At 67.8% G+C, this 18,814-nt stretch carries 19 protein-coding genes; 5 read left to right on the forward strand and 14 right to left on the reverse strand.

Going from position 1 to position 18,814, the window contains the following annotated elements; genetic code table 11:
* Positions 1-49: 49 nt before the first annotated feature.
* From BOO69_RS13090 to ruvC, 8 genes are all read right to left on the reverse strand, one after another.
* Entirely contained in the window at positions 50-1,204 is a 1,155-nt protein-coding gene (locus BOO69_RS13090) for an energy transducer TonB (protein WP_071972563.1), read from the reverse strand.
* A gap of 3 nt (positions 1,205-1,207) precedes the next feature.
* Positions 1,208-1,678, reverse strand: coding sequence for a protein TolR (gene tolR, locus BOO69_RS13095; RefSeq protein ID WP_071972564.1), 471 nt, complete (start codon positions 1,676-1,678; stop codon positions 1,208-1,210).
* 3 nt (positions 1,679-1,681) lie between these two features.
* Positions 1,682-2,377 (reverse strand): protein TolQ, encoded by a 696-nt coding sequence (gene tolQ, locus BOO69_RS13100; protein ID WP_071972565.1) that lies wholly within the window; start codon positions 2,375-2,377, stop codon positions 1,682-1,684.
* Between the two features lie 119 nt (positions 2,378-2,496).
* Complete coding sequence (locus BOO69_RS13105; RefSeq protein ID WP_071972566.1) at positions 2,497-2,895, reverse strand: YbgC/FadM family acyl-CoA thioesterase; 399 nt, start codon at positions 2,893-2,895, stop codon at positions 2,497-2,499.
* Positions 2,892-3,515: a hypothetical protein gene (locus BOO69_RS13110; RefSeq protein WP_071972567.1), complete on the reverse strand. Its 624-nt coding sequence runs from the start codon at positions 3,513-3,515 to the stop codon at positions 2,892-2,894. Before BOO69_RS13110 ends, BOO69_RS13105 begins: the two co-directional genes overlap by 4 nt.
* Positions 3,516-3,549: 34 nt before the next feature.
* Complete coding sequence (ruvB, locus tag BOO69_RS13115; protein ID WP_071972568.1) at positions 3,550-4,569, reverse strand: Holliday junction branch migration DNA helicase RuvB; 1,020 nt, start codon at positions 4,567-4,569, stop codon at positions 3,550-3,552.
* Positions 4,570-4,618: 49 nt separating this feature from the next.
* A complete protein-coding gene (gene ruvA, locus BOO69_RS13120; RefSeq protein WP_071972569.1) occupies positions 4,619-5,281 on the reverse strand; it encodes a Holliday junction branch migration protein RuvA in 663 nt (220 codons plus the stop codon).
* On the reverse strand, positions 5,278-5,784 hold the full coding sequence (gene ruvC, locus BOO69_RS13125; RefSeq protein WP_071972570.1) for a crossover junction endodeoxyribonuclease RuvC: 507 nt from the start codon (positions 5,782-5,784) through the stop codon (positions 5,278-5,280). Before ruvC ends, ruvA begins: the two co-directional genes overlap by 4 nt.
* 331 nt (positions 5,785-6,115) lie before the next feature.
* Here ruvC and BOO69_RS13130 point away from each other — a divergent pair, with 331 nt between their 5' ends.
* The gene (locus BOO69_RS13130) at positions 6,116-6,334 is read left to right on the forward strand and encodes a DUF1127 domain-containing protein (protein ID WP_071972571.1); all 219 of its coding nucleotides are present in this window, start codon (positions 6,116-6,118) and stop codon (positions 6,332-6,334) included.
* 145 nt (positions 6,335-6,479) lie between these two features.
* Here the strand turns inward: BOO69_RS13130 and BOO69_RS13135 are convergent, their stop codons facing one another.
* From BOO69_RS13135 to BOO69_RS13155, 5 genes are all read right to left on the reverse strand, one after another.
* The gene (locus BOO69_RS13135) at positions 6,480-6,761 is read right to left on the reverse strand and encodes a hypothetical protein (RefSeq protein WP_083545520.1); all 282 of its coding nucleotides are present in this window, start codon (positions 6,759-6,761) and stop codon (positions 6,480-6,482) included.
* A gap of 172 nt (positions 6,762-6,933) precedes the next feature.
* Complete coding sequence (locus BOO69_RS13140) at positions 6,934-7,806, reverse strand: 50S ribosomal protein L11 methyltransferase (RefSeq protein WP_071972573.1); 873 nt, start codon at positions 7,804-7,806, stop codon at positions 6,934-6,936.
* Positions 7,806-9,200, reverse strand: coding sequence for an MATE family efflux transporter (locus BOO69_RS13145; protein WP_237267457.1), 1,395 nt, complete (start codon positions 9,198-9,200; stop codon positions 7,806-7,808). The genes BOO69_RS13140 and BOO69_RS13145 overlap by 1 nt, the downstream gene beginning before the upstream one ends.
* Positions 9,200-10,432, reverse strand: coding sequence for an MFS transporter (locus BOO69_RS13150; RefSeq protein ID WP_071972574.1), 1,233 nt, complete (start codon positions 10,430-10,432; stop codon positions 9,200-9,202). Before BOO69_RS13150 ends, BOO69_RS13145 begins: the two co-directional genes overlap by 1 nt.
* A 72-nt stretch (positions 10,433-10,504) precedes the next feature.
* On the reverse strand, positions 10,505-12,700 hold the full coding sequence (locus tag BOO69_RS13155) for a primosomal protein N' (RefSeq protein WP_071972575.1): 2,196 nt from the start codon (positions 12,698-12,700) through the stop codon (positions 10,505-10,507).
* A 118-nt stretch (positions 12,701-12,818) separates the two neighbouring features.
* On the opposite strand from BOO69_RS13155, the gene fsa reads away from it, so the two are divergent.
* From fsa to BOO69_RS13170, 3 genes are all read left to right on the forward strand, one after another.
* Positions 12,819-13,472: a fructose-6-phosphate aldolase gene (gene fsa, locus BOO69_RS13160; protein WP_071972576.1), complete on the forward strand. Its 654-nt coding sequence runs from the start codon at positions 12,819-12,821 to the stop codon at positions 13,470-13,472.
* A 184-nt stretch (positions 13,473-13,656) separates the two neighbouring features.
* Entirely contained in the window at positions 13,657-14,364 is a 708-nt protein-coding gene (locus BOO69_RS13165; protein WP_071972577.1) for a DUF484 family protein, read from the forward strand.
* Positions 14,361-15,311, forward strand: a complete 951-nt coding sequence (locus BOO69_RS13170) for a tyrosine recombinase XerC (RefSeq protein WP_237267458.1) — start codon at positions 14,361-14,363, stop codon at positions 15,309-15,311. The genes BOO69_RS13165 and BOO69_RS13170 overlap by 4 nt, the downstream gene beginning before the upstream one ends.
* Positions 15,312-15,344: 33 nt before the next feature.
* Here the strand turns inward: BOO69_RS13170 and meaB are convergent, their stop codons facing one another.
* Entirely contained in the window at positions 15,345-16,316 is a 972-nt protein-coding gene (gene meaB, locus BOO69_RS13175) for a methylmalonyl Co-A mutase-associated GTPase MeaB (RefSeq protein WP_071973821.1), read from the reverse strand.
* A gap of 79 nt (positions 16,317-16,395) precedes the next feature.
* Between meaB and hrpB the strand changes: the two genes are divergently transcribed.
* The gene (hrpB, locus tag BOO69_RS13180) at positions 16,396-18,804 is read left to right on the forward strand and encodes an ATP-dependent helicase HrpB (RefSeq protein ID WP_071972578.1); all 2,409 of its coding nucleotides are present in this window, start codon (positions 16,396-16,398) and stop codon (positions 18,802-18,804) included.
* Positions 18,805-18,814: the final 10 nt, after the last annotated feature.

Below are 18,814 nucleotides of genomic sequence, written 5' to 3' on the forward strand. Positions count from 1 at the left end.
CAACCCGGCGCCGTAGCGGAATAATGCCGGGTAAGCGGCGCTTGTTCCATCATTTCACCCGCATCCTCTCGGGGTTGAAAGTCATCTCGATCTCCTGCCACTGGCCATATTTCTCCGCCGGCAGCTGGTATCCCTTCGATCCGCACAGGATGATCGCGCGGCGCGCGGCCTCGAAGGCCTGCTTGGCGGCCGCGGCCGATCCGCCTTCGCTCCCCGTCATCTGGATGGACGAGATGATCGGCGTGGCATCCTGCGCCATGTTGACGGTGACCACGACGGTCGTGCGCAACGCCTCGGACGACAAGGACCCCACGTTCCAGCAGTTGGACACCGCGACACGCAGGTTCTCCTTTTCCCCGGCCGTCAGCGGCGGGCCGCTGGGCGCGGGCGTCGCGGGGGCCTCGGTGGCCTCCTGCGCGGCGGCAACAGCGGCGGCGATGGCATCGGCATCCACATCCGGGCTGGGAGTCTCGGTCGGGGCCGGGGTCTCGGCCACTTGTGGCGTTTCCGTCGGATTCTCGGTCGGTGTTTCCGCGATCTGCGGCGCGGAGGGGCGCCGTCCGGGCGGTCGCGGCGATGCGGCGGGCGCCTTCGTGGCTTCGGTCACGATCTCGGTCGTCGCTTCCTCGGGCGCGGTCGCTTCCTGCGTTTCCTGCGGGGCGTCCCCGGTTTCATCCGGGGCCACGGCCTCCTGCTCCACCGGGTCCGGCGTCGCCTCGGGCTCGGGCTGCGCGACAGGTTCCGGCGCGACACGCTCGACCGGGCGCGGGGCGGCTTCGGGCGCGACCTCGGGCACGAGAACGGCCTGGTCGCCCACGGGTTCGTCCAGCGTCGGCGGGGTATCCGTGACTTCCGCCTGGGGCGGCAGGGACTGCTCGGCCACTTCGGGCGCGGGGTCTTCGGCGGGGGGCTCCGCCGGCTCCGGCGTGGGTTGCTCCACCTGTGCATCCGGTTCCGCCACCACCTCGGGGGCTTCCGGCGTCACCTCGGGCGCATCGGGCTGCGCCACCTCCGTCGCCGTGTCGGGCGCCTGCTGCGCCGCGATCAGGGCGTCGAAATCGGACCCGGAGATCACCGAGACCTCCGTCATCTCGAAGGGGGGCGGCTCAGAGGTGAAGAAGTTGCCAAGCAGCAGCCAGCCGATCACCGTAAGGTGCCCGGCACCCGAAACGTAGTGGCCGATATGAAGATCGCTGCGGCCCAAGGCTCACTCCGTCCCCGCGTCGTCAAGCGACGGGCCGCCGATGTCGGTAACAAGCCCGATGTTCGAGAACCCGCCGGCGTTGAGCGCGCCCATGACCTCCATCACGGTGGCGTAGGGCACCGCACCGTCGGCGCGCAGGTAGACCCGATCGCTGGCGCGTTCGGTCGCGATGCCGCGCAGGCGCGTCACAAGCTGGTCGCGCGCGACCTCGGTGGTCTGGATCTGCACCGCGCCATTGGCACTGACGGTCACGGTCAGCGGCTCCTCCTGCTCGGCGGGCAAGGCACCCGCGGCGGTCTTGGGCAACTCGACCGGCACGCCGACCGTCAGCAGCGGCGCGGCGACCATGAAGATGATGAGCAGCACCAGCATCACGTCCACGAAGGGCGTGACGTTGATCTCGGACATGGGCTGCGCCCGCCCGCGACGGCGACCGCGGCCGCCGCCCTGTTTCCTGATGACACCCGCGCCCATGGCTCAGCTGTCCAGCTGGCGCGACAGGATGGTCGCGAATTCGTCCGAGAACGCCTCGTGCGCGCCGATGATGTGCTCGCTGTCGGCATTGAGCTTGTTGTAGAAGATCACCGCCGGGATCGCGGCAAGAAGGCCAAGCCCCGTGGCCAGCAACGCCTCGGCGATGCCGGGCGCCACGACGGCAAGGTTCGTGTTTTGCTGCGCCGCGATCTCGACAAAGGCGTTCATGATGCCGATGACCGTCCCGAAGAGACCGATGAACGGCGCCGAGGAGCCGACCGTCGCCAGCACGGTCAGCCCGCTTTGCAGGCGTTCGGCCTCCTTCGCGATGGCCACGTCCATGGACCGGTCGATGCGCGCCGTGGCGCCGGGGATCAGCCCGCCGTCGTCCCGGTGCGACCGCTGCCATTCCGTCATGCCCGCCGCGAAAATCTTCTCCGACGGCCCGCTCGGATCGGGGCCGATCTGGTCATAGAGCCCGTCCAGCGGCTCTCCCGACCAGAACGCCCGGTCGAAGGCCACCTGCTCGGATCGCGCACGGCGGTACTGCAGCAACTTCTGCACGATGATCGACCATGACCAGAACGACGCGATGATGAGAATGATCATCACCAGCTTCACCGTCAGCGTCGCCCGCGCGAAAAGTGCCCACACGGAGAAATCAATCTCCTGCGCCAATGCCAGCGTTTCTGCTTCCATTATACCTGCTCTTGTTCTAGCGCCGCACCGCGGCGGCATGCCTCATGCGGCCCTGTTTTCCAGGGCGCTATTTGGCGTAAACCTATCCCAGTGCAAGCGGGAAAGCCAGAACATTGGCGTCAACCCGCCGCATCCTTTGGCAGTGAGCGAAGTTTTGCTGGCAACCGCGTGGGTTTTCCGTCGGTCGTCATGCAGACGGCCGTGACCACCGCGCGAAAGATCACCTTTCCCTCGCGGCAGACATCCTGGTGAAAGACCCAACGCGTCGCGCCCTTGGCGAAATGGGTCGTGCGCACCTCCAGCCGGTCGCCGAAACCCGCTGTCCCGAGATAATCCGCCTCCACCCGCGTGACGACGAACACGATCCCCTGCGCGCGCATCTCCCGCTGGTCGAGCCCGATCTGCTCGACGATGTCGGAGCGGGCCCGCTCGATGTAGCGCAGGTAGTTGGCGTAATAGACGATGCCCGCCATGTCGGTGTCTTCGTAGAAGATGCGGACCGGGAAGACATGGCTCATTGCAGCACGCTTATCCGCGCGGCCAGCCGCAGCGCATGGGACGGATCGCTTGCCGCATGGGGCAGAACAGGATCGTAGGCCGCCCGCAGAAGCTGGGCCACCTCGGGGCGGAGCACGGTGGTATCCCCCGCGACCGCGAGCGGAGAGCGATCCTGGAACGCCGTGTCGGACCACAGCAGCACCGATTGCACGATCTGGCTCAGGGCGAGGGTCTGGGCGGGCACGGCGCTCAGATGGTCGTCCATTCTCAGGAACACGAAACAGGCCTTGATCCCGCCCCGCTTGTCAAAGCGGAAGAACCGGTACTGGTTCGCCTCGGCGGCCTCCAGCCGCGCGACCAGCGGGCCGAGGTCCGGCAGCAGCCGATCCAAGCCCGGCACCTCCGGAAGTTCGGACCATTCGCGGAAGAAGAACAGCATCAGGTTGCTGCCCAGTTCCGCATCCATCTCGCCCATCTCGTGCCCCGAGAGTTCACAAACGGCCTCCACCGCGCCTTTCACCACGCCGAGGGTCGCATCGTCGACGCCAAATACGACAGGGCAGATGGGCCGCCCCCAGCGGGCAAAGGCGAATGTTCCGTCGGCACGGGTGAACAGGGCTTCGATCTGCTCAGCTTCCATGTTTCATTGTTCCCCAAATACACATCGCACCGGATCAACCAAATAGATCGCTCTGTCCCCTGGGCGCCGGCAGGCCCAGATGCGCCCATGCCTTCGCGGCCAGCATGCGCCCGCGCGGGGTACGCTGGATCAGCCCCTGCTGCAACAGGAAGGGTTCGATCACCTCCTCCAGCGCGTCGCGGCTTTCCGACAGGGCTGCCGAGAGGGTCTCGATGCCGACCGGCCCGCCCTGGTAGTTTTCGGCGATGAGCTTCAGATAGCGCCGGTCGGCGCCGTCCAGACCGAGGTGATCCACGCCCAGCCGGGTGAGCGCCATATCCGCAAGGGGCCGCGTGACCCTGCCGTCCCCCTCCACCACCGCGAAATCGACGACCCGGCGCAGCAGCCGGCCCGCGATGCGCGGCGTGCCGCGGGCACGGCGGGCGATTTCCCGCGCGCCGCCCTCGTCGGCTGGCGCACCGAGCCGCCGCGCATTGCGCTCCACGATCGTGAAAAGCTCGTCCTCGGTGTAGAATTGCAACCGCGTGGGAATGCCGAAGCGGTCCCGCAGCGGGGTCGTCAGCAGACCCATCCGCGTCGTCGCGCCGACCAGCGTGAAGGGCTGCAGCTCGATCCGCACCGTGCGTGCGGCAGGCCCCTCTCCGATCACGAGGTCGAGTTCGAAATCCTCGAGCGCGGGATAGAGCACCTCCTCCACCGCCGGGTTAAGGCGATGGATCTCGTCGATGAAGAGAACGTCGCGCGCCTCGAGGTTGGTCAGGATCGCGGCGAGGTCGCCGGCTTTGGCCAGAACCGGCCCGGACGTCATGCGAAATCCGACCCCCAACTCGCGCGCCATGATCTGCGCGAGGGTGGTCTTGCCAAGGCCCGGAGGACCGTGAAACAGCGTGTGGTCCATCGCCTCGCCGCGCTGGCGGGCGGACTGGATGAACACCCGCAGGTTCGCCCGCGCCTCCGCCTGGCCGACGAATTCGTCCAGCATCTGCGGCCGCAAGGCGCGATCCTGATCTTCCGGCAGCGGATCGGGCCGCACTGTGGGGTCAATCTCGGTCATCTAACATCCGTGCCCTGTCCGGCCCCGGCAGGGGCTTGGTTCCGGCACCCTACCCCTTCGGCGCCAGCAGTTTCAACGCCGCGCGGATCAGGGCGGGCGTATCGGCATCGGGCATGTCCCCCGCCGCCTGCGCCACCGCGCCCGCCGCGTCACCCGGCCCGTAGCCGAGGTTGCCGAGCGCGGACAATGCATCCGCCTGTGCCGAACTGGCGGCCGGCGCTGCCCGTGCCGGCCGGCCTGCGGACGGCTCGATCACCTCGGCCTGCGCGTCGCCGTGGGCCCGGGCCGGCGTGCCGCCCATGGCCATCACGCCGGGCGCCTTGTCCTTGAGCTCCTGCACCACGCGCTGCGCGATTTTCGGACCGACCCCCTTTGCCGCCTTGACCGCGTTCCAGTCGCCCAGCGCGATGGCCCGGCTCACCCCGTCCGGCCCCAGCGCCCCGAGGATCGCGAGAGACGCCTTGGCACCCACGCCCTGCACAGATGTCAGCAGGCGGTGCCACTCCTTCTCGGCCAAAGTCTGGAAGCCGAAGAGCTGCATCAGGTCCTCGCGGACCACGAGATCGGTATAGAGCGCCACGACCTCGCCCGCGCCGGGCAAGGCGGAAAGGGTCCGTTCCGAGCAGAAGACGAGATAGCCGACCCCGCGCACGTCGATCAGTACGTGATCGGGTGCGCGGTAATCGATCACGCCGGTGATCTTTCCGATCATGCGCTGGCCCGTGCCACGGCGGCGGCCAGCCCCGAGGCGCCCCCGTGATGCGCGTGGCAGATCGCGATGGCCAGTGCATCCGCCGCATCGGGGCCGGCGATCTCGATCCCCGGCAATTGCATCCGAACCATGTGCGCCACCTGGCCCTTGTCGGCGTGCCCCACGCCGACCACCGTTTTCTTGACCGTGTTGGGCGCGTATTCGCCCACCTCCAGCCCCGCCTGCGCCGGCACCAGCATCGCGATCCCCCGCGCCTGCCCCAGCTTGAGCGTGCCGGCACCGTCCTTGTTGACGAAGGTCTGCTCCACCGCTGCGGACTGCGGGCGGTAGGTGACCAGTACCCGCGTCAGCTGGGCATGCAGCGACAGGAGCCGCCGCGCCAGATCATCGCCCTGTGACACGATCACCCCGTTCGCCACGTGCGACAGCCGCGGCCCGGACACGTCGATGATCCCCCATCCCAGGTTGCGCAGCCCCGGATCGATGCCAATTACCCGTATCATTCGCCCGATTTCGCCTCTGCTGTTGTTTTTTTGATGCACTAGCACGAAAGGCGAACATCCACCAAGGGCTTTCCTGCGACGGCAGCCCGCGACACCAAAAGCGTCGCATTTGCATCACGTCGCCCGTTTTCGGCACTGCAGCATCGGAAAACGACACCAAAACGACTCCGGTTTCCCATTTATTTTCAACAATTTATCTCCGTCCACACCTATGCAAAAGGCGCAGGACACACATGCAATTCTGGCAATTGCGCCGGTTTCCGATTCCGCCTATCTGCGCGGCACATCGCCGGGAAAACCGGCATAACTCTTTTGTAAAAGGACGGCTACAATGGCAGCTTTCGACACCACCCGCACCGCATACGGCTCCACCAGCGCCGTTTCCCGTTTCTTCGCCGGTCTGACGTCCGTCGCCTCAACGGTCGCCGCCTGGAACGACGCCCGCGCAACCCGCCGGGCCCTGTCTTCGCTCACCGACCGCGAACTCGACGACATCGGCCTCGTCCGGGGCGACATCGACATGGTTGCACAGTCCAACCTGATCCGCTGATCGCGGCGCGGCGGCAAGACCGCCGCCGCCCTCCCGGCCCGCCAGAAAAGAAAACCGCGCCTCCCGATCCGGGACGCGCGGTTTTTTGTTGCCGACCGTCGGAGGGACGACCAGTGCCGGCACCCGTTCGGGCGCGGCGCGGAAATCAGCGCAGGACCGGCCCCGTCATGGCGGACAGTTTCTCGGTCACGGGGTCGATCGACAGCACCTTGGCACCGGCCCGTTCGATCGCCGTGCCGCTTTCGAGCTTCGCAAGGCGCTCGTTGTAGGTAACCGGCCCCACCGACGCCACCATGAACACCTTGAGACCCAGAAACCCCAGGGCGAACATCATCAGCAGCTTGAAGGGGAACCCGCGGCGGCGGCGCTTGGGAACCACGGTGATCAGGCCGTCGCGGCCGACCTTTGTGGCATAGCCATGCGTCATTTTGGCGTGTTTCTTCCCGAGGTTCGAAATTCGGGCGACAAAGTGGTCGTGTGTCTCAACCATGGCAGTGATCTCTCAACATCGGCCCCCACCGCTGTCAGGATCATGCATAGTCAGAAAATGTGGCAAATTCTGGGCAACTGCCTCAAATGCACCTCAATAGCCCTTCAATTTAGGTGATTTTTTGCAGCGTTAGGGTCGTCCAGTCGACAATGCTCTGCCGCTGGACCAGATTGACGCCATGGCGTGCATAAACCTCGATCACCTCGCCGGCCTGTTCGTTGAGAATGCCGGACAGAATCGCGTATCCGCCGGGCTGCAGCGAATCGGCCATGTCGGGCGCCAGCGCGACAAGCGGCCCCTTTAGAATGTTGGCGAAGACGAGGTCGAAGGGGGCTGCGGCCACGAGATCGGGATGGCCGAAGCCCGCCGCTTCGATGCAGCGTACGCGGCCGGTCAGCCCATTTGCCGCCACATTCGCCTCCGCCACCTCCACCGCGACGGCGTCGATGTCGCTTGCCAGTACCGTGTGCGGCCAGATGCGCGCGGCGGCCATGGCCAGCACCGCGGTGCCACAGCCGATGTCAGCCACGTTCCGCCCTTCGAAACCACCCGTCGCCAGCAGGTCCAGCGCCCGCAGACAGCCCAGCGTGGTGCCATGGTGCCCCGTACCAAAGGCCATCGCCGCCTCGATCAGCAGCGGCTCGACCCCCTCGGGTACCTTGTCCGCGTCATGGCTGCCGTAGACAAAGAAACGGCCGGCCTCGACCGGGGCCAGTTCGCGCCGGACATGGGCGACCCAGTCGGTTTCCGGCAGTTCGGACACGACGAAGGGCTTGGCCCCCATCGCCGCCGCCAGCACCGCGAGGCTCGCGTCGTCTGGCGCTTCCTCGAAATAGGCGCCGACCTCCCACAGGCCGGATCCGTCTTCCATCTCGAACACGCCGACACCGGTGGGTTCGGGTGTCATCGCTTCCATCGCCTCGCCCAGCTTGTAGGCGGGCGTGCGACCTTCGAGGGTGGTGAGGGCGGTGAAAGTGGGCATCAGCGTCTCCGGTGTTTGTCGATGTTCGGGTAGGGCTGCGGCGGTACCGGGTCAAGGGGGGCCCCCACCGGGCCGCTCAGGCTCCTGACGTAGAACCATCCCCAGGTCGCCGCCGCGATCCCGACCACCGCGCCCGCAAGCGCCTGCCCATAGATGACGCCCTGCGCGCCGAAGCCCGCCGCCAGCAGCGCCGCGGCGGGCCAGCTCAACAGGCCGTCCTTGACCCAGTTCACCAGCGTGGAACGGCCCGCGCGGCCCAGGTTGTTGAAGGCCGCGTTGGACACGAACAGCGCCCCGATGAAGACGAAACCGCCGACACCGACCAGCGTGAAGGCGTGCAGCACCTCCGCACCGCGCCCTTCCAGCCCGAACAGGGCGATGACCTGCGGCGTCGCGGCCAGAAGCAACCCCCAGGCCGCCAGCGTGTAGATGGCACAGAATATCAGGGCGTCCCGGTAGGTGCTACGCACCCGGCTCATCTGTCCGGCACCGTAGTTCTGGCCGAAGATGCCGCCGATGGCGCCCGAAAGCGAGAAGATGCCCCCGAAGACCACGACGGTCAGCCGCCCGATCACGGCCCATGCGGCCATGGCGTCATCGCCGAACTGCGCCATGACGATGGTCAGGAAATAGTTGCCTGCCGGGGTGGACATCTGCGTCGCCACAGCAGGCACGGCGACGGCGGCGAAGGGCCCCGCGATATTGCGCAGGGTCCGCAGGCGGGGGCGGTCCAGCAGCCCCAACTGGACCACGGAAAAGTAGAGCGCCAGCCCAAGCAGGCTGAACCTGAACAGGACCAGCCCGATGGCCGCCCCGTCCAGCCCCCAACCGAGGTAGAAGATCAGGATCGGATCCAGCACCAGCAGCACCACGCCTGAGAACAGCGTCACGTACATCGCCTTGGCCCCGTAGCCATGCGCGCGCAGAACCCCCGAACAGGCCAGCGAGGCCGACATCGGGATCAGCGACGGGATGGTGATCGCAAGATACCGCGCCGCCAGCCGGGCGGTTTCGCCGGTCGCCCCCGCAAGTCCGACAAGCTCGTGCCGGAAGCCGACGATCGCCACGACCACCAGCGTCAGGACGCAGGCGGCGATCACGGCCCCCGCCGATGCCTGACGCCGGGCCTGTGCATGGGCGCCTGCCCCGATGCTGCGCGAGATCACGGCAGTGGTCGCGATCATCAGCCCCACGGCGATGGACACCGAAAAGAACTGGACCGCATAGGCGAACCCGATCGCTGCCACCAGTTGCGGATCGCCCAGTTGCGAGATCCACAGCAGGTTGGCCGCGTCGACCAGGAAGACAAAAGTGATGCCCAGTGCGCCGGTCGCGGTCATGCGCACCACGTGGCCCATGGTGCCGCCGGTCAGGAAACGACCCTGCGCCGCCATCACTCCGCCGCCTGGGGCACCGCGCTGGCAAAGATCGTCTCGTTCCCTGGCATCGGATGACGCGGGATCAGCATTGCCAGCCCGAACGAGATCGCCGCCATACCGGCCGCCAGAAAGAACACCGCCGCGGGCGAGACGAGCCACAGCAGCCCCAGCAGCACCGGCAGGAAGACCGCCGCGATATGATTGATGGTGAATGCCACCGCCGCGGTGGGCGCGATGTCGGCCGGGTCGGCGATCTTCTGGAAATAGGTCTTGAGCGCCAGCGCCAGCCCGAAGAAGAGGTGGTCCAGCACGTAAAGCCCTGCCGCCACCACCACGCCCCAGCCGAGGTAGTAGACACCGCCGTAGGCCAGAAAGACGCAGACCAGCCCGATGTACTCGAACCCCAGCGTGCGGCGCTCTCCGAAATGTCCGACCGCGCGCCCCATCAGCGGCGCGAGGATCATGTTCGCGATCAGGTTGACGAGGTAGAGCGCGGTGATCTGGTGCACCTCGTAGCCGAAGCGTTCGACCATCATGAACCCCGCGAAAACGACGAAGATCTGCCGTCGCGCACCGGCCATGAACTGCATCGCGTAGTAGAGCCAGTAGCGGCGGCGGAGCACCATCTTCTTGATCTGGGGTGTCGGCGCCTCGAACTGGGGATAGGCCAGCATGGCGAAGACCGCGATCACCAGCGTGACCCCGCCGCCGGCCAGGTAGACGGTGTCGTAGCTCAGCCCCAGCGTCTCCCACAGGGCCATGATGGCGAGGTAGGCCACCAGCGTCGCGAAGGAGCCGGCCGCGAGCAGCCAGCCCAGCATCCGCGGCGCGTCCTCGATCTTCAGCCACTGCAGCTGAAGGGACTGGTTGACCGTCTCGTAGTAGTGGAACCCGATCGACGACAGCATGGTGATCGTCAGGATACCGCCCATCGACGGAAACCATGCGGTCACCGCCGTCGCCGCCCCCAGCAGTGCCAGCGACACCAGCCCCAGCACCTGTTCGCGCACGAAGATGATGATCGCGATCACCCCCACGGCGAGAAAGCCGGGTATCTCGCGCACGGTGTGCAGCAGCCCGATATCCGATCCGTCGAAATCGGCCACCTCGATGACGAAGTTGTTCAGCAGCGCGGACCACGTGTTGAAGGCGATCGGCATCGCCAGCGCCATGAGAAAGAGCAGTGCAACGGGCCGCCGCCAGAAGGGCTGACGCTTTGCATCTTCGAGGGTCACGTATTGGGTCATGTCCTTGGCAATACGCCTGTCACGCGCCAAAGACGAGAGAGAAAAAGACGGGCCGCCGCGCCGCGCGGCGTCTCAGTAGAAGCTTTGAGGGTCGATATCCACGGATAGGCGCAGGTCGCCCTTCAGCTTCACCTGCGCCACCCAGACGGAAAGCGCTTCCTGAAGCGGGGCGGACTTGTCGGCCTTGACCAGCAGGCGGACACGGTGCCGGCCACGGACCCGCGCGATCGGCGCAGGGGCGGGGCCGAAGACCTGTGCGCCGATGCGCCTGATCGGCGCGTCCCGCTGCGCCAGCAGGTTGCCCGCGTCGAACACCTGCGCGACGTCGGGGCCCGACAGGATGATGCCGGCCATCCGGCCATAGGGGGGCACCCCGGCCTGCCGCCGCTCCTGCGCCTCGGCGGACCAGAAGGCCTCTTCGTCCCCCGCGAGAATCGCGCGGATCACCGGATGTTCGGGCTGGTAGGTCTGCAGCAGGGCGACGCCCGGCGCCTCGGCCCGCCCCGCCCGGCCCGCCACCTGCCGCATCAACTGGAACGTCCGTTCCGCCGCCCGCAGGTCCGAGCCCTGCAGCCCCAGATCCGCGTCGATCACACCAACAAGGGTCAGCTTGGGAAAATTGTGCCCCTTGGCCACCAGCTGCGTGCCGATGACGATATCCGCCGCGCCCTGGGCGATGCCCGCGATCTCGGCCTTGAGCGCCCGGGCAGAGCCGTACATGTCGGAAGACAGCACCGCCACCCGCGCGTCCGGCCAGAGCGCGGCGGCCTCCTCGCCCAGCCTTTCGACCCCCGGTCCCACCGGGGCCAGACGGTCCTCCGCCTCGCAGGAGGGGCAGACATGCGGCATCGGCTTGCTTTCGCCGCACTGGTGGCAGACCAGCCGCTTGAGAAACCGGTGCTCCACCATCCGCGCATCGCACTGGTCGCAGCCGATCTGGTGCCCGCAAGCCCGGCACAGCGTCACCGGCGCATAGCCCCGCCGGTTGATGAACAGCATCGCCTGCTCGCCCCGCGCCAGTCGCTCGTCGACTTCGCGTTTCAGCGCAGGCGACACCCAGCGGTCGGCAGGCAGCCCCTCGGCGCGCATGTCGATCGCGCCCATGCGGGGCATGACCGCCTCCCCGAAGCGCGAGGTCAGTTCGAGCCTGCGGTACTTGCCCGCCTCCACGTTCGCCCAGGTCTCGAGCGAGGGGGTGGCGCTGGCCAGAACGACCTGCGCGCCGCAGATCGACGCGCGCAGCACGGCCATGTCTCGGGCGTGGTAAAGCACCCCGTCCTCCTGCTTGTAGGACGTGTCATGTTCCTCGTCGACGACGATCAGCCCCAGATCCCGATACGGCAGGAACAGGGCCGACCGTGCCCCGATGACCAGTTGCGCCTGCCCCTGCCCCACCATGCGCCAGATGCGGCGGCGTTCGGTCATCGTGGCGCCGGAATGCCATTCCGCAGGTTTGGCGCCAAAGCGCGCCTCCACGCGGTGCAGGAACTGTTCGGTCAGGGCAATCTCGGGCAGTAGCACAAGCGCCTGCCGCCCCGCACGCAGGGTGGCCGCGACCGCTTCGAGATAGACCTCGGTCTTGCCAGACCCCGTCACCCCGCGCAGCAGGGTCGTCCCGTAGGCGCCCGACCGTACCGCTTCGGCCAGCGCCGCGGCCCCTGCCGCCTGATCCGCGGTCAGCGCCTTGCCCGGCAAATCCGGGTCCAGCCGGGCGAACGGCAGATCGCGCGGGCTGTCCTCTTCCAGGATCGCGCCCTGCCCTACCAATCCCTTGACCACCGACGGCGTGACACCGGCCAGCTCCGCCAGTTCCTTGAGGGTGAAGGCGAGGTCGCCGTATTGGGCCAGACTTTCCAGCACCCGCCGCCGCGCGTCCGTCATGCGGTCAGGTTCCGCCCCGCCGCGCCGGTAGACCTTGCGCATCGACGGCGGATCGCCCAACCCCGGCGCACGGGTGGCCAGGCGCAGCATCGCGGGCATCGGCGTCAGCGTATAGGCCGCCGCCCGCGCAAGGAAGCTGCGCATCTCCTCGCGCATCGGAGCGGCATCCAGCACCCGGATGACCGATCGGATCTTCGACAGGTCGTAGTCGCCCTGCCCCGCGCCCCAGACCACGCCAAGCACCTTGCGCGGCCCCAGCGGTACCTCGACGAAGGCGCCAAGGTGACAGCCCCCTTCGGGCGCGCGATAGTCAAGGGCCCGCCCCAGTGGCTGGGTGGTCATCACCGCGACGAGATCGCCCTGATCGAAGTATTCCGGTTCGTCCACCTGTGCCCCATCCAGGAAATTCGCAATTGAAGGCTTTCAGCATCGCAGATCATGCGATAAAGCCAAGGCGACAGAGATAACCGTTAGCGCCACCATTCCAAGCCACGAGGACACCGAAATGAAATTTTTCGTAGACACCGCGCAAATCGACGCGATCGCCGAGTTGAACGAGCTGGGCATGGTCGACGGGGTCACGACGAACCCCTCGCTGATCCTCAAATCCGGCCGCGACATCATCGAGGTCACCCGCGAAATCTGTGAAATGGTGACCGGCCCGGTCAGCGCCGAAGTGGTCGCCCTGGACGCGGACACCATGATCGCCGAGGGCCGCAAGCTGGCCGAGATCGCCGACAACATCACGATCAAGCTGCCGCTGACCTGGGACGGGCTGAAGGCCTGCAAGATCCTGTCGGGCGAAGGCCGGATGGTCAACGTCACGCTGTGCTTCTCGGCCAATCAGGCGCTGCTGGCGGCAAAGGCCGGGGCGACCTTCATCTCGCCCTTCATCGGCCGGCTGGACGACATCCACCTCGACGGCATGGACCTGATCCACGACATTCGCACGATCTATGACAACTACGGGTTCGAGACCAACATCCTCGCAGCCTCCATCCGGTCGGTGAACCACGTGCACGAATGCGCGCTCGCCGGGGCCGACGTGATGACCGCGCCGCCCGACGTGATCAAGAAGCTGGCATTCCACCCGCTGACCGACAAGGGTCTGGACCAGTTCACCAAGGACTGGGAAAAAACCGGTCAGAAAATCCTCTGATCCCGATACGACCGGCCGGCTTCCGGCGGGGCGGTCGCCCTGCCGTTCCGGGGCATCGGCCGTGTCTTTCCCCACGAGGGCACAAAATCGCAACGCCGCGGATTTTTACCGGAACCGGGGCGAAAAAGGGGCGGCATTCGTCGTGCGGCGATGCTATACCGTAGCAAATCAGCCAGAGACCGACATGAGCAGCAGCCCCAAGATTGACGACGCCCTGCGCGAGGCGATCATTTCGCAACCCGATGTGATCCTCGACGATACCGACGTGATGCAGGCACTGATCGCGGCGAACGAAAAGGCCATGGGCGGCAACATCGTCGACCTGCGCGGCATCGCGATGGAACGTCTGGAATCCCGGCTCGACCGGCTCGAGGACACGCACCGCAGCGTCATCGCCGCCGCCTACGAGAACCTTGCCGGGACCAACCAGATCCACCGCGCCATCCTGCGGATGATGGACCCGGTCGAATTCGAGCCATTCCTGCGCGATCTTGGCGGCGAAGTCGCCGATATCCTGCGCGTGGACGCGGTCAAGCTGGTGCTGGAATCCGTGCAGAACGACAGCGATCCGGCAGTTCAGCGGCTGGGAGACGTCCTGAGCGTGGCCGAGCCGGGTTTCATCGACGGCTACCTGACACAGGGCCGGGGCGGCGCACCGCGGCAGGTTACCCTGCGTGGCGTGCAGGACGGCGCCGAACGCATCTACGGCGAGAAATCCGACTGGATCCGGTCCGAGGCGTGCCTCAAGCTGGATTTCGGCGCGGGCCGCCTGCCGGGCCTGCTTGTCCTCGGGGCGGAGGATCCGCACATGTTCGGCCCGCAGCAGGGGACCGACCTGCTCACTTTCTTCGCCGGCGTGTTCGAGCGGACGATGCGCCGCTGGCTGTCTTGAGGCGCGGCGACGCCGCGGTCGAGACCGGGCTGATCAGCCCGGCGGCGCGTGACGCGCTTGCCACATGGCTGGACCAGCAGCGCGCCCTTCACGGCGCGGCGGAGAACACGGTGACGGCCTATCGCGGGGACGTGGCCGATTTCCTGGCGTTCATGACCTCGCACAAGGCCCAGACCCAGGGCCTGGGCGCGCTGGCGCAGATCACGATTTCCGACATGCGCGCCTGGATGGCAAGAACGCGGGGGCCGAACGTCGGGCCCCGATCGATGGCGCGCAAGCTGTCGGCGGTCAAGGCGTTCTACCGCTGGCTGGCCGAGCGTGAGGGGTTCGAGCCGACGGCGGTCCTGTCGACGCGCGCGCCGAAATTCACCAAGAAACTTCCCCGTCCGCTTGCCGTGGATGCGGCGCGGGCGATGATCGACTGCGTCGAACTGCAGTCGCGCCACCCTTGGGTCGCGGCCCGCGACGTGGCTGTGCTGACGCTCCTGTGGGGATGCGGCCTGCGGATATCCGAGGCGCTGGGTCTCAAGGGCGCCGATGCGCCGCTTCCCGATGCGCTGCGCATCACCGGCAAGGGCGGCAAGGAACGGGTCGTGCCGGTCTTGCCGGCAGCCCGTGCAGCGGTCGAGGATTATCTCCGGGCCTGCCCGTACCCGCGCGAGGATACGGCACCCCTGTTTCGCGCGGTACGCGGCGGCGCACTGGGGCCGCGCGCGATTTCGCAGGTAATGTCACAGGCGCGGATGCAGCTTGGCCTGCCGGCCAGTGCGACACCGCACGCCATGCGCCACAGCTTTGCCACCCATCTGCTGGACGCGGGCGGCGATCTGCGCGCGATTCAGGAACTGCTGGGACACGCATCGCTTTCCACGACGCAGGCCTACACGGCCGTCGACACCGCGCGGCTGCTGGAGGTCTACAACCGGGCGCATCCCAAGGCGGGATAGCGGCGCTGCCCAATCCCCGCAGATTGGGGCGACCTACCGCCGCAGTCCCTCGATGAACGCCTGTGCCGCCGCCGAGGGATCCTGCTCGCCCGCGGCAACCGCATCGCTGAGCGCGTCGAGCCGCGCCTTGGTTTCGGCTTCGGACAGTTGCGCGAGCAGACGCTGCTTGACGTCCTCCATGAACCAGTACCGCGCCTGCGCGGCACGGGTGCGGTCCCAGAAGCCGTTTTCCCGCCGCCACTTCGCGAGATCGGTCAGGGATTGCCACGCCTTGTCGAGCCCGTTTTCCTCCAGCGCGGACACCGTCATGGCGCAGGGATAATCCGGGGGATCCTGCGGTCGCTTGCGCAGCAGGCGCAGGGCCCCGGCATAGTCCGCGCAGGTCCGGGTCGCCGCCGCCTTCAACTCGCCATCGGCCTTGTTGATGAGGATCACGTCGGCCATTTCCATGATGCCGCGCTTGACCCCCTGCAATTCGTCGCCCCCCGCCGGGGCCAGCAGCAGCACGAAGAGGTCCGACATCTCGGCCACCACTGTCTCCGACTGGCCCACGCCCACGGTTTCGATCAGCACCACGTCATAGCCTGCCGCCTCGCACAGGCGCACGGCCTCCCGGGTGCGGCGCGCCACGCCCCCCAGCTGCGTCTGGCTGGGCGACGGGCGGATAAAGGCGTTGGGATCGCGGCTGAGCTGGTCCATGCGGGTCTTGTCGCCCAGGATCGACCCGCCAGAACGGGACGAAGACGGGTCGACCGCGAGAACGGCCACGCGCTTGCCCATGCCGGTCAGCATCATGCCGAAGCTTTCGATGAACGTGGACTTGCCCACGCCCGGTGTTCCGGAAAGCCCGATGCGCAATGCTTCGCCGTCCTGCGGCAGCGCCGCGAGCAGCTTTGCCGCCTCGGCCCGGTGATCGGCACGACCCGATTCAACCAGTGTGATCGCCCGCGCCAGCGCACGGCGGTCCTGCGCGGGAATGCGAATGGCGAGGTCGTCGATATCCATGGTGCATCTTTCGCGGCCTGCCGCAAAAATGTCCAGCCCCGGCCCTTGGCGCGCGGACGGCTTTGCCGGATAAGACGGCATGTCCCCGGTCCTGCCCATCGACGCGGTCCTGCCGCAGGTAATTGCCGCGCTGCGTGACGCCGGCCGCGTCGTTCTGCAGGCGCCGCCCGGTGCCGGCAAGACGACCCGCGTGCCGCTGGCGATGCTGGACGCGGGGCTGACCACGGGCCGGATTCTCATGCTGGAACCCCGGCGCATTGCCGCACGGGCCGCTGCCGAACGCATGTCGGCGACCTTGGGCGAGGACGTCGGCGGCACGGTGGGCTACCGCGTCCGGGGCGCGGCGGCCACCGGCCCGGCGACCCGCATCGAGGTCGTGACCGAGGGCATCCTCACCCGGATGCTACAGGACGATCCGGAGCTGTCTGGTGTGGGCGCCGTGATTTTCGACGAGTTCCACGAGCGCTCGCTCAACGCCGACCTTGGTCTCGCGCTCTGCCTCGAGGTGGCGGAAGCGTTCCGCGACGACCTGCTGCTGGTGGCCATGTCAGCGACGCTCGACGCGGGCCCGGTGGCCGACATCATGGCCGCGCCCGTGATCACCTCGGAAGGTCGCAGTCACCCGGTCACGCCGAAGTGGCTGGAGCGGCCCGTGGGGTCCTCCGGGTCCGAGCGGGCCGTGGCCGATCTGGCCCTTACGGCGCTCGGCGAAAACGCGGGCTCGGCGCTCGTCTTTTTGCCGGGCGAGGGCGAGATCCGCAAGGTCGAGGCCCTGCTGAACGGCGCGGTGCCGAATGACTGCACGGTGGCCCCCCTGTTCGGCGCGATGGATTTCAAGGCGCAACGCCGGGCCATCGCCCCTGCCCCGTCGGGGCGGAAGGTGGTGCTTGCAACCTCCATCGCCGAGACATCCCTCACGATCGAGGGCATCACCATCGTGGTGGACGGGGGACGGGCAAGGCGGGCGCGGTTCGATCCCTCGTCCGGCATGTCCCGGCTGGTGACCGAACGGGTGACGCGGGCCGAGGCCACCCAGCGCGCGGGCCGGGCGGGTCGCATGGCGCCGGGTGTTGCGTACAAGCTCTGGACCAGGGGCGAGGAAGGCGCGCTGGCCGCCCAGCCCCCCGCAGAGATAGAGGCGGGAGACCTCACCGGCTTCGCACTGGAACTCGCACTCTGGGGCGGCCATGCGGAGGAGATGCGCTTTGTCACGCCCCCGCACGAGGGACGCCTTGCCGAGGCGCGGCGGGTCCTGCGGATGCTGGACGCGCTCGACGGTGCGGGCCGGATCACCGACCACGGGCGGGCGCTGGCGCGGCTGCCGCTCCATCCGCGCCTTGCGCACATGGTCATGCGGGGCGGACGACGTGCCCCCGCGCTCGCAGCGCTGCTGGCGGAACGGGACCCGATGCGCGGCGCGGGCGTCGACCTGTCGTTGCGGGTCCGCGCGGTCGAGAAGGGTGCGCCGGACGCCCATGCCCCCACCCTCGTCCGCATCCGGCAGGAGACGAAGCGGCTGGCGCGGACCGTCTCGGGGTCGGGCCCCGACGATATCGGCCTGCTGGCCGCACTCGCCTATCCCGACCGGATCGGCCTGCGCCGCAAGGGCGACGCGCCGCGCTACGTGCTGTCGGGCGGCAAGGGCGCGGTGATGCCGCAGGGGGATGCCCTCGCCTCGGTCCGGCTGATCGTGGCCACCGATCTCGACGGCGACCCGCGCGAGGCCCGCATCCGGCAGGCCGCGCCGCTGGACGAATCCGACCTGCGCGCGACGTTCGGCGGGCAGATCGCGTGGGAGACCCTGTGCGCGTGGTCGCGACGCGAGAAATGCGTGCTGACGCGCCAGCAGGAACGGTTCGGGGCGCTTGTCCTGCAGGACCGCGCCTGGCGCGATGCCCCCGAGGATCAGGTGGCGCTGGCGATGCTGGAGGGGGTGCGGCAACTGGGTCTTGCACCGGGCAAGGCCGCGGCCCGCTTCCTTGCCCGCGCGCGGCTGATGCCGGCCCCGTTCCCGGACTTCGGAGAGACCTGTCTGCTCGATACGCTTGAAGACTGGCTGTTGCCGCATCTCTCCGGGGTGCGCAGCGCCGAGGACTGGAAGGCCTTCGACCTTCTGCCCGCGCTGCGGGCGCGGCTGGACTGGGATCAGCAGCAGGCACTCGACCAGGCGGCGCCTGCGCATTTCGAGACCCCGCTGGGACGGCAAATTCCCATCGACTACAGCGGTGCGCAGCCCGCGGTGTCGCTGCGATTGCAGGAGGTCTTCGGCGTCACCCGGCATCCGGTCGTGGCCGGGCAACCCGTGCAGATGACGCTGCTGTCGCCGGCGCATCGCCCCGTTCAGGTGACTACGGACCTGCCCAACTTCTGGGCCTCGTCCTATGCGGACGTGCGCAAGGACATGCGCGGACAGTATCCAAAGCACCCGTGGCCAGAGGATCCGACGCAGGCGGACCCGACCCTGCGCGCCAAGCCGCGCAGCAGATAAAGGGCACCGC

It is taken from the genome of Sulfitobacter alexandrii (genome assembly GCF_001886735.1).
GTDB lineage: Bacteria > Pseudomonadota > Alphaproteobacteria > Rhodobacterales > Rhodobacteraceae > Sulfitobacter > Sulfitobacter alexandrii.

Bases quoted from the DNA above. Each gene is read 5' to 3' on its own strand.
- tolR (WP_071972564.1), bottom strand. From the start codon at position 1,678: ATGGGCGCGGGTGTCATCAGGAAACAGGGCGGCGGCCGCGGTCGCCGT.
- tolQ (WP_071972565.1), bottom strand. From the start codon at position 2,377: ATGGAAGCAGAAACGCTGGCATTGGCGCAGGAGATTGATTTCTCCGTG.
- BOO69_RS13105 (WP_071972566.1), bottom strand. From the start codon at position 2,895: ATGAGCCATGTCTTCCCGGTCCGCATCTTCTACGAAGACACCGACATG.
- BOO69_RS13110 (WP_071972567.1), bottom strand. From the start codon at position 3,515: ATGGAAGCTGAGCAGATCGAAGCCCTGTTCACCCGTGCCGACGGAACA.
- ruvB (WP_071972568.1), bottom strand. From the start codon at position 4,569: ATGACCGAGATTGACCCCACAGTGCGGCCCGATCCGCTGCCGGAAGAT.
- ruvA (WP_071972569.1), bottom strand. From the start codon at position 5,281: ATGATCGGAAAGATCACCGGCGTGATCGATTACCGCGCACCCGATCAC.
- ruvC (WP_071972570.1), bottom strand. From the start codon at position 5,784: ATGATACGGGTAATTGGCATCGATCCGGGGCTGCGCAACCTGGGATGG.
- BOO69_RS13130 (WP_071972571.1), top strand. From the start codon at position 6,116: ATGGCAGCTTTCGACACCACCCGCACCGCATACGGCTCCACCAGCGCC.
- BOO69_RS13135 (WP_083545520.1), bottom strand. From the start codon at position 6,761: ATGACGCATGGCTATGCCACAAAGGTCGGCCGCGACGGCCTGATCACC.
- BOO69_RS13140 (WP_071972573.1), bottom strand. From the start codon at position 7,806: ATGCCCACTTTCACCGCCCTCACCACCCTCGAAGGTCGCACGCCCGCC.
- BOO69_RS13145 (WP_237267457.1), bottom strand. From the start codon at position 9,200: ATGGCGGCGCAGGGTCGTTTCCTGACCGGCGGCACCATGGGCCACGTG.
- BOO69_RS13150 (WP_071972574.1), bottom strand. From the start codon at position 10,432: ATGACCCAATACGTGACCCTCGAAGATGCAAAGCGTCAGCCCTTCTGG.
- fsa (WP_071972576.1), top strand. From the start codon at position 12,819: ATGAAATTTTTCGTAGACACCGCGCAAATCGACGCGATCGCCGAGTTG.
- BOO69_RS13165 (WP_071972577.1), top strand. From the start codon at position 13,657: ATGAGCAGCAGCCCCAAGATTGACGACGCCCTGCGCGAGGCGATCATT.
- meaB (WP_071973821.1), bottom strand. From the start codon at position 16,316: ATGGATATCGACGACCTCGCCATTCGCATTCCCGCGCAGGACCGCCGT.
- hrpB (WP_071972578.1), top strand. From the start codon at position 16,396: ATGTCCCCGGTCCTGCCCATCGACGCGGTCCTGCCGCAGGTAATTGCC.